Origin of the sequence: Bathymodiolus japonicus methanotrophic gill symbiont (assembly GCF_019721995.1) — a bacterium.
In the GTDB taxonomy this organism is placed as follows: Bacteria; Pseudomonadota; Gammaproteobacteria; order Methylococcales; family Methylomonadaceae; genus Methyloprofundus.
Window position 1 is genome coordinate 21,670 of record NZ_BLYC01000036.1, and the last position, 9,245, is coordinate 30,914.

Genomic DNA, 9,245 nt, shown 5'->3' on the forward strand with positions numbered 1-9,245 from the left:
CTTCCGCTGAAAATCAGGGAAACGGGGCCAAAGCGAAGTGATGATTTTTAGGGTTCTGTCGCAATAATGATCAAAAACGCAGCCCTCCTGGTCTTCAGGCATAACTATCCTGCTAAAGCCATAAACTGCTTATAAGCAGGAATATTTTCCTCAGACAATTGTCCCTTTCGGATCATATGTGCTGTTTCAATTCCATCAATGGTTGCTTGAGCGGAGTGAAACGCTTTAAAGCCCATCATTGGCCAGGAGGTCTGCGCTTTTGATAATTATTGCGACAGAACCAGTTTTATTGCCTTTGCTATAATTCCTTATCCCGAACTCAGGTTATTTATGAAATTCTTTCTCTAATTAAGGTGCATAATTTATCCCCCACCGATTAAGGGTGCTGTCGTCAACATGATAGCCTCGTTCTTCAGGTATTTCCTCAAGATTTCGATAACTGAGCGGATAAGCCAAGTACCATCTGACATTTAGGAGAATGATTTCTTTTTCAAAACCAAATTTTGTCCCATTTTAGACGGAAATCCTTTTTTGCGACAGAGCCGTCTAGCTTAGATTATTTTCCTTTCTGTTACGGGCTCTTGTATTCTTTATCTCAGGTATTTTCATTCGTCCCTGCCGGACGTAGCATCACAATTGCTATTCTTGATAAGTTATTTCCATGCGAAACAATAATACCGGACGGGGTCTATTTCTTTAGCCTACTTCAGGGCGTACTATCGTTTGTACTTGTGTTTTTAATAGGCTCAGGATTTCGTAATAGATTTCGACTCTGAAATTCACTCTCCCACTTTAAAACCTGTTAACTCTATGGAAGTGGACAGTTGCTCCGATGGATACTATTTCATCAAGAAGTGGCGGCAAGTATTTTGTGTTGCATCCTAGCCGTGATCTTACATTGAGCAGTTCTATTGGGTTCTGTCACAAAAAAAATGATAGAAAAAATGACTAGCACGGAAAATCCTGAATCTTTTTTTATTTTTTTTTGCTCTTTTAACATTCAGGGTTACCTATAGGGGGCGGGGGGGGAGAATCAAAAAAAAACGACATTGATTTTCAGAAAATCCAAAAACAAAAAAAATTCGGGGAGTCGCTATTTTTGCGAAAGCTTGTTTTGGGCATCCCAGCCCAAGCAAGCAGCAAAAACTTAACGCGACCACTTATGCCTCCGGCGGCCCCGATTCGTCCTCGTCACCTCGTCCCGACCCAACAAGGGGTCGGAACATAGGCTCCAAATGACTTGACGCCGTGTCGGATGGCCTTTTATTTTGTCTCCACCTTCGCTAACGCTCAGACTCCGACAAAATAACGGCCCTACGGCTATCGCGGACTAAAAATCATCACTTCGCTTAGGCTCCGTTTCCCTGATTTTCAGCGATTGATTTGCAAAAAAGAAAATAGCCAGCAAATCAACAGATTATTAATGACTGATTGCTCCAATAGTTTATGTCAAAAAAACAAGTGTTTTTTTAACATCTCCATAAACACAGCTAATCACCATTAACAAGACCTTATTTATAGTTAATAATGTTAAAAAAGGCTGTTAAAAAACAAATCTCATGCCATGGTTAATAAAACCCATGTTAAAAAAGTAGGTTCTGTCGCAAAACCCAAAACCAGCCTATTACCTACGATCATAAGATTAAATTTCAGCCAAAGAAGGTTAGCATGTTCAACTAAAAAGAAAGTGACTTTTCAAGTGATTATTCTCGCGAATGTCATATGGCACCTGACTTTCCCACTAATTTATCGGATGGCCTGAGAAAGTTTTTCTCCTAGAGGATGTCTTGTCCGTTGGTTGCATAAAAACAGGTTACAGTCCTATCGTATAAAACAAATTATATTTTAGCTTCCAACACAGGCTTGCAGGGTTTAGGTCATAAACCTCTCTGGCTACACTATTCAGAAATGGAGTGTGTTTGAAGAAAGTTAGAGTGTATGATAACTAATCGAGACAATAACTTGTTATTCAATGAGAAATACATGCAAACGGAAAATCTATGAGGATTGATAATATTGAGTTTCACGGCTTCAAAGCCGAAAACAGATACGCAAAAGTAGAGTTTTCATCTGATAATGTCACAGTGATTTATGGCGACAACGGCTGTGGGAAAACAACTTTTCTCAAAGCCATAAACTCATTCTTGTCACAAAATAATGACGAGCTATCCTCCATCGGAATAAAAAAAATTATATGTAATGCAGTGGATGAAGGTAATCCTAAATCTATATGTGTCACATTTAACGAAAAAGGTTACGACTGGAGTGACTTTGAAGCCAGTTGTTTGGTTAACTCTAAATCGATTTCCTTAGGAGTTGAGCGGGGGATTAGCACTCAACCTTTAATAATTGGACCAGAAGTTATAATGATGTTTTTTCAGCGACATAGGTACTTATTGAGAGGTTTTCGCGGTATTGAACTATCGCAAAAGAATCATCTATACGAACTATCTGAAGAGCTTTCATTGTTCTTGACGAGAAGGAACGCTGGCAAACGTAGAAGTCGGCGATTAGATTTCGACTTTGACAAAAAACACTTATATCTCCAGAATATAAAAATGAACAATATCGAAGAGATGTTGTTGAAACGCCATAGAGACGCAAGGTTAATAGCTACTGAAAAAATTCAAAGGGCCCTTTTTGATACGCTTGCTGTTGCTATCGAGGTAGAAAATAGTAGTGCGGAAAGCACAGATACAGATAAATGTTCCCTTCGAAAACGAATATTAGAAAGAAAAGATAGAATTATTGAAGCTCTAAATGACGGTGATGAGAATAGCAATTTAAAAAATAAAATTGTGGATATTCTAAAAAAAATTGATCAGCCCGGGGAGTTAGATAATATTCTAGGGAATTCTTTGTTAAGTAAGCTATTCCAAAACATGATTGATGAGCTGGAAGAAGTCGAAAATCTCATGCTCAGATCTATTAGTCTTATTGTAAATAAGTTTAATGCTTACCTTATTAATGATAAGAAATTAGTCTTTAGCAGAAATGAGGTTTATATTGAAATAGGTAATGAAAGACACTCTATTGACGAGCTATCAAGCGGTGAGAGGCATATTTTAACATTTTTGTCCTTAGTGCTCTTGGGAGGCCAAGGAAGGGATTTTCTGATAATTGACGAGCCTGAGATTTCCCTAAATATTACATGGCAGCGAGAACTTATGCAGCTCTTTTCCATGTTGCTGCCTAGCACCCAAATAATAGTGGCATCGCACTCGCCTGCTTTGGCAAAGAGAAATAGAAAATATCTTTCTGAGCTAAAAGTCTGGAGAGATTAAATGAGTGGCTGCTGTTATGAAATAGATGAGGTTCTTAATGAAGCTATTATGACAGGTAAACCAGTAATTATAGTAGAAGGTATAAATGACATATCTATTTACAGCAATATGGGAGAGTCATGTGGTGTGGAAGTTTATGCGATAGAACATATCGACGGTTTTTCCGGAGGGAGCGATCAGGTTATTTCAGCGATTCAAGAATTAAACTCTTTGCCAAATGACACGCATACGCTATCTAATCATATATTAGGAATCATTGATAAAGATGTCAGAGATTATAGGCAAGAACTTCCTGGAATAGAGCCACTTCTTGTTCTTAAGTATTACTCTATCGAAAGTCACTTTGTATCAGATCAGATCATTTCCTGTTGCTTGAGTAATACTATAAAAGCGAATCTAGATCTGGTTAGTGATGAGCTATGCACTCAAATGATGGATGAAATAGAGGCAAAGCTTTCAGATCTATACTATTTGTCTTTGGAGGCTCTACGCAACTCTATAGTTCCAGGTTACTCAGGAACAATTTCATATTCAAGTAACTTTGGTTATGAAATCAAGCCTCAGACTATAGAATACCTATCAGATAAAAAGCACGATTTAGATTATTTTGCAGCCGATCGTGGCATTAACCACTGTATTGATACGCTAAAAAGTATATCGAAAGGTAAATGGTTAATAGGTATCTTTTCACGGGAGTTAGTTAATTGTATAAAAGGGTTGCAGGCAAAGTGTGAAGAAGGTTCGATTAAAACCTGCAGGTCGTGCAATTCAGGAGATTTTGATAATTGTTTGTATAGGCTCAAAGATGGATTTAAGGGATATAAAACGATTGAATCCTTGATTCAATCATATTATCAATGTGATGATGTTCAATATATCAAAGATAGAATCGCTGACATTCGCTGAAAATCACATCAGTGTTCCCATTGAAAGAAGAAGTACCTAAACAAAGCAGCCTATAACCTACCTGAAGGTGGCACCACTCCAACGCTGTCAGCCCCGGACGGGCTGATAGTCTCCAGAAGGCGCAGGGAAATTTGCCAATCCGAAGTGCGCGATAGCGCGCGAGGGAGGCTAAAATTTTATCCCGAATAGCCGTAGAGCCATTTGTGGTAGCCATGACTGAGCTGCTTTGTGCTCAGTCTGTGGCGGACGCAGGGCGGCTGGAGCATCTCCTATTCGCTGCGTAGGTGAACGAATTACGGCGACAGGAGTCCCGGAATTCCGTGAGGTAGCATGGCGCGCCTGTATTTCCATATTTTTGATTTTAATCACTTATAACAGCAAATAGACACTCTGTAGGCACCGTAAAAGAACAACAAATAATTTCAAATAAAGCTTGCAATTGCCGAAAAAAATTTTCTAAAAATTTCATCAGTGTTCTCCTATCAATTGAGGCCGTGAAACTAACCTCGCCACAAGAGAGCTCATAAAGCACTGTAAAGACATTCCTGTTATTGGTCGAATAAGGACAAACAAGCCCATGAGCAGCAAGCCCTAAGCGCAGATTTTCAAATTCATTACCTACTGGGGGGCAGCGTGAAACAAGAATAGTAAAAGGCTTATCAAGGCTTTTATACCCAAATGACTTCAAGATGCAGAATTGAGCACTTGAAAGTTGTCGTTTATTCTTCCATTTAAAGATTCAGCTATTTCAGGCAAAATATCATCAAAAAAATGATTTATTTGATTCCTGAATTCCTTGGCAGTCGCAAAATATTTATTATTTCTAACCTGTTCATTCATCACTTTCCAGAGCCGCCGCTGAAAATCAGGGAAACGGAGCCTAAGCGAAGTGATGATTTTTAGTCCGCGATAGCCGTAGGGCCGTTATTTTGTCGGAGTCTGAGCGTTAGCGAAGGTGGAGACAAAATAAAAGGCCATCCGACACGGCGTCAAGTCATTTGGAGCCTATGTTCCGACCCCTTGTTGGGTCGGGACGAGGTGACGAGGACGAATCGGGGCCGCCGGAGGCATAAGTGGTCGCGTTAAGTTTTTGCTGCTTGCTTGGGCTGGGATGCCCAAAACAAGCTTTCGCAAAAATAGCGACTCCCCGCTCTATTGGGTTTAAATTGGGGCTATAAGGCGGTAAATAATGGAGCTTAATATTTAACTCTTTTGCTTTATTGACGACTTGAGCTGAACGCTGATATCCCGCTCCATCAAGGACAATATTAATACAAGAACTGGAGGCATAGCATCCTTTTATTTGATCAAAGAAATCCATAATGGATTCACTGTTGATGGCCTTATATTGATCAGTCACTGCTTCAGATAAATACCCTAATCGGATGGCTCCGATTATATTTAGGAGTGTCCGACTGCCTGTGGTTTCAATGGGTTTATCAACCCCTGTTTTAATCCAACCGGATGTTATTTTTGTCGCTTGCGTTGGGTGAACGGCATCAATGAACAATAAAGGCTCATCCTCTGTCAGTTCAGCCTTGAGCTTTTTATAGTCATGGATAAATTGAGCCTGTTTCTCAGGATTAAATTTGCGTGGAACTCCTTTAGGCTGTTTATAACTAAATCCATTCTGATGTAACCATTGAGTCATGCCAGAGACACTGTATTGAACGCTATCGCTGAAAATCAGGGAAACGTAGCCTAAGCGAAGTGATGATTTTTAGTCCGCGATAGCCGTAGGGCCGTTGTTTTGTCGGAGTCTGAGCGTTAGCGAAGGTGGAGACAAAATAAAAGGCCATCCGACACGGCGTCAAGTCATTTGGAGCCTATGTTCCGACCCCTTGTTGGGTCGGGACGAGGTGACGAGGACGAATCGGGGCCGCCGGAGGCATAAGTGGTCGCGTTAAGTTTTTGCTGCTTGCTTGGGCTGGGATGCCCAAAACAAGCTTTCGCAAAAATAGCGACTCCCCAAACGTCTTGACGACATAATCAACAATATGGTGTACATGGACATAGGTAATACCTAATAAATAACCTGTTAATTCATCGGTTTGCTCTGATGACAAATAACTCTTTGAAACACCATTTTCAGGTTTCAATTTTTGTGTTTTTTGGAAGTCACGGAGATGACGAAGAATCGTTGTTTCATGTTTGCGTAATGCTTGAGAAATCTGAGAAACTGACCAGTTTTCTGAGCTTAATAAGACCGCTTTAATTCGGTCGCTCTCGCGCACATCACGCACTTTACTGTGATGTAACTCTAACGCTTTTTTATCCTTTGAACTCAGTGTAATTTTCATGATCTGTAGCTTGCATTGATTTCATTAATTTTTCAAGCACCTTCAATAATTTTGAGTATATATCCTACGTTAGGGCAGGCATATCGATTGAAAGAGCTTTTTAATGATTTATGGTCAATGCCCGATAAAGTATCGGCTGAAGCCTTTCTAAAGCAGTGGTGTGAAGAAGTAGAAAAACCTAAAATCTCAGCATTTATGAAGTTTGTAAAGACCGTTCGGAGCCATTGGTCTGGCATTATTCATTTCGTTGAAACGAAGATTACAAATGGAATTCTTGGGGGAATTAATAGCAAGGTCCAACTGGCCAAACGGCGAGCAAGAGGTTATCGTAATATTAATAATTTTATCAATATGATTTACTTTCTTTGTGGTAAGTTAAAATTCGACTACCCACTGTATTTCACATAGAGCCAATAATATACGTGATGAAATTTGTATTTCATCACGTATATTATTGGAAACTGAAGTTTCCCAATAATTATTTATGGTAAAATTGAAGCTATGCTACAACTATATGAAAAAAATAGTCTTTTCATTCGTTTCAAATGCTATTGCCTAAGGGGAATTAAGTAGGGGTTTGCTATAAACATGGCAAAACCACCTAAAATAAACCTCGATACACCAGCATTGTGTATTTCAGCTACTCAATAATTGGGAAACTTCAGTTATTGGAAATAATTAGCGTGTATATGACATTGGTCCAATGCCATTTTTACGTTCTTTCGCCTGTATGTTTTTTACAAGGCCACGAATTTTCTCTAAGTCTTTTTTTGAAAATTTATTTTCAGTTTTCATTTTCTTTTCCTTACAAAAAAAATTGTCTAAGATTTAAGAGGGAATAGATTCACTCACTATAAATAGAATTTTAAAAAAATTCTATTTTACTATAGCACAATACCTTCGCAAAGTTAAATTTAAGCCAAAAATGACAATCTTACGCCTATATAAATTAACACTCGATGTTCAAGTTTTTCCATCCCATTGCCATCAAACTCTTACCTTCACCCAGCAGAACAATACTTTAATGATGCTGTTGGCCCTAACCCATCTTCGTCACTATTGATGATGTAGTTGTTATAAATCAATTGGTTGAAATTTTAAAAATAAGCCAGTTGGCACTACAGATTTTGTGTTTTTTGTATAAAATGTTGAATTTTTTAGAGTATTTTTGTCGAATGTAAATTACACTCAAATAATGATGATTTTTTTGACAAAAGTCAATGAATTTATCGACAAAAATAATATAAATGGCACTATAAAACTTTCAAAAAAAACACCATTGATTTTAAAGAGAATTTTTCGACAAAAAATCGCTTAAACCGATGAATCAATAGCTTAGAAAGATAAAAGTATAATCCCCCAGCAAATCCAGACAAGAAATCAAAGCAATCTTATTCCAAATTAGTTACTATTTGTAAAAAATTGGAGTATTAAAATGAGCAGAAAAAGAACGGTCTACAGTGCTGAATTTAAAAGCAAGTTGGTATTAGAAGTTTTAAAGAATGAAAAAACACTGCAAGAAATTGCCAGTGCAAATAACATCACACCTAAGAACCTACAAAACTGGAAAAAAATATTCTTAGACAATGCAGAAATAGCAATGGAGCCCTCCAAAGCCGTTAAAGATTACAAAGAGGATCTATTAGCAGCTCAAGAACAAAATGAGATGCTCACAAAAATCGTAGGAAAAATGACGGTTGAAAAGGAGTGGCTCGAAAAAAAGCTAAAAAGCTTGGACTCATCTGATAGAAAACAGTTGATTGAGCCCAAGCTTAACACTCTACCTCTAACACAGCAGTGTGCATTATTAGGATTAAATAGAAGCAATCTCTATTACAAAAAAAGAGAGAATAAAAAGAAAGAAGAGATCAAAACTCAGATTAATCACATTTTTAAAGACATCCCTATTTATGGTGCGGCTAAAGTACACCAGCAGTTGCTTGAAGGTGGTTTTAAAGTCAGTTTAAACACGGTGGCGAGTTATCGGCAGCAGATGGGCTTGAAAGCCGTATTAGCGGTAAAACAAGTCAATACAACGATCCCCATAAAAGAACATAAAAAATATACTTATAAGCTTAGAGATCTTGATATATCACACGCTAACCAAGTTTGGAGTACAGATATAACCTATATTAAAACCAAAGAAGGGATGGTTTATTTAGCGGCGATTATTGATTGGCACTCAAAAGCAGTGCTCGCCCATAAAATATCAAACACAATGGATTCTTTTTTAGTTATGGATGTATTAGATGAAGCGCTTTCTCTCTACGGAACACCTGAAATTTTTAATACGGATCAAGGCAGTCAATACACCAGTGAAATTCATACCCAACGACTAAAAAACAAAGGCATTACTATTTCTATGGATGGAAAAGGACGAGCAACGGATAATATTTGTATTGAACGGTTTTGGCGAAGTGCAAAATGTGAGCGTATTTATTTAAATGAATATGGTTCAATTAGAGCGTTAATAGAAGATGTTGATGACTATATTGAGTTTTATAATCATCAACGGTTTCATGAAACCCTGGACTATAAAAAACCAATGAATGTATATAGAGAAAGTATTTTAGCTAATGAACAGCAGAATGAAGCGGCTTAGGAATATGGAATAAGGATTGTTGAAAAATCTGTCTTGACTCTTTGGGGTGCTATAGCCTAAAGCCATACTAAATAAAGATTCATTATTCATGGTATTATTATCGCACTACCCACTAGGATTCACATAGAGCCATATTTTTTTAGTTATCTGATT

11 protein-coding genes and 5 pseudogenes are annotated in these 9,245 nt (G+C 37.9%); 6 read left to right on the forward strand and 10 right to left on the reverse strand.

Annotation, left to right across the window (positions count from 1 at the left end; genetic code table 11):
- Window positions 1-104: 104 nt before the first annotated feature.
- The 3 genes and pseudogenes from K6984_RS31655 to K6984_RS24510 all read right to left on the reverse strand — a co-directional run.
- Window positions 105-242, reverse strand: a pseudogene (locus tag K6984_RS31655) (IS6 family transposase); the annotation flags it as partial.
- 109 nt (window positions 243-351) lie between these two features.
- Window positions 352-483 (reverse strand): annotated as a pseudogene (locus K6984_RS31660) (IS6 family transposase); the annotation flags it as partial.
- A gap of 364 nt (window positions 484-847) precedes the next feature.
- Window positions 848-1,000, reverse strand: coding sequence for a hypothetical protein (locus tag K6984_RS24510; protein WP_221897817.1), 153 nt, complete (start codon window positions 998-1,000; stop codon window positions 848-850).
- 99 nt (window positions 1,001-1,099) lie between these two features.
- Between K6984_RS24510 and K6984_RS34900 the strand changes: the two genes are divergently transcribed.
- From K6984_RS34900 to K6984_RS24520, 3 genes are all read left to right on the forward strand, one after another.
- Window positions 1,100-1,228: a hypothetical protein gene (locus K6984_RS34900; protein WP_263458596.1), complete on the forward strand. Its 129-nt coding sequence runs from the start codon at window positions 1,100-1,102 to the stop codon at window positions 1,226-1,228.
- Between the two features lie 772 nt (window positions 1,229-2,000).
- On the forward strand, window positions 2,001-3,284 hold the full coding sequence (locus K6984_RS24515) for an AAA family ATPase (protein WP_221897818.1): 1,284 nt from the start codon (window positions 2,001-2,003) through the stop codon (window positions 3,282-3,284).
- Complete coding sequence (locus K6984_RS24520) at window positions 3,285-4,190, forward strand: hypothetical protein (protein WP_221897819.1); 906 nt, start codon at window positions 3,285-3,287, stop codon at window positions 4,188-4,190. It begins immediately after the preceding gene.
- Here the strand turns inward: K6984_RS24520 and K6984_RS24525 are convergent.
- Window positions 4,162-4,404, reverse strand: coding sequence for a hypothetical protein (locus K6984_RS24525; RefSeq protein ID WP_221897820.1), 243 nt, complete (start codon window positions 4,402-4,404; stop codon window positions 4,162-4,164). The two genes, K6984_RS24520 and K6984_RS24525, sit on opposite strands and share 29 nt — an antisense overlap.
- A gap of 12 nt (window positions 4,405-4,416) precedes the next feature.
- On the opposite strand from K6984_RS24525, the gene K6984_RS24530 reads away from it, so the two are divergent.
- A complete protein-coding gene (locus tag K6984_RS24530; RefSeq protein ID WP_221897821.1) occupies window positions 4,417-4,575 on the forward strand; it encodes a hypothetical protein in 159 nt (52 codons plus the stop codon).
- 299 nt (window positions 4,576-4,874) lie between these two features.
- Here K6984_RS24530 and K6984_RS24535 read toward each other — a convergent pair whose 3' ends face one another.
- The 6 genes and pseudogenes from K6984_RS24535 to K6984_RS36585 form a co-directional block, all read right to left on the reverse strand.
- On the reverse strand, window positions 4,875-5,030 hold the full coding sequence (locus K6984_RS24535) for a hypothetical protein (protein ID WP_420831712.1): 156 nt from the start codon (window positions 5,028-5,030) through the stop codon (window positions 4,875-4,877).
- A gap of 165 nt (window positions 5,031-5,195) precedes the next feature.
- A complete protein-coding gene (locus K6984_RS34905; RefSeq protein ID WP_263458596.1) occupies window positions 5,196-5,324 on the reverse strand; it encodes a hypothetical protein in 129 nt (42 codons plus the stop codon).
- A gap of 13 nt (window positions 5,325-5,337) precedes the next feature.
- Window positions 5,338-5,862, reverse strand: a pseudogene (locus K6984_RS24540) (IS630 family transposase); the annotation flags it as partial.
- Between the two features lies 1 nt (window position 5,863).
- Window positions 5,864-5,989 (reverse strand): hypothetical protein, encoded by a 126-nt coding sequence (locus K6984_RS34910; RefSeq protein WP_263458605.1) that lies wholly within the window; start codon window positions 5,987-5,989, stop codon window positions 5,864-5,866.
- A gap of 27 nt (window positions 5,990-6,016) precedes the next feature.
- Entirely contained in the window at window positions 6,017-6,145 is a 129-nt protein-coding gene (locus K6984_RS34915; RefSeq protein WP_263458596.1) for a hypothetical protein, read from the reverse strand.
- Window positions 6,146-6,250: 105 nt separating this feature from the next.
- Window positions 6,251-6,490 (reverse strand): annotated as a pseudogene (locus K6984_RS36585) (helix-turn-helix domain-containing protein); the annotation flags it as partial.
- A gap of 57 nt (window positions 6,491-6,547) precedes the next feature.
- Here K6984_RS36585 and K6984_RS24550 point away from each other — a divergent pair.
- Together K6984_RS24550 and K6984_RS24555 are read left to right on the forward strand one after the other, a co-directional pair.
- Window positions 6,548-6,898: pseudogene (locus K6984_RS24550) on the forward strand (ISL3 family transposase); the annotation flags it as partial.
- Window positions 6,899-7,925: 1,027 nt separating this feature from the next.
- Window positions 7,926-9,092: an IS3 family transposase gene (locus K6984_RS24555; RefSeq protein WP_087870166.1), complete on the forward strand. Its 1,167-nt coding sequence runs from the start codon at window positions 7,926-7,928 to the stop codon at window positions 9,090-9,092.
- Window positions 9,093-9,245: the final 153 nt, after the last annotated feature.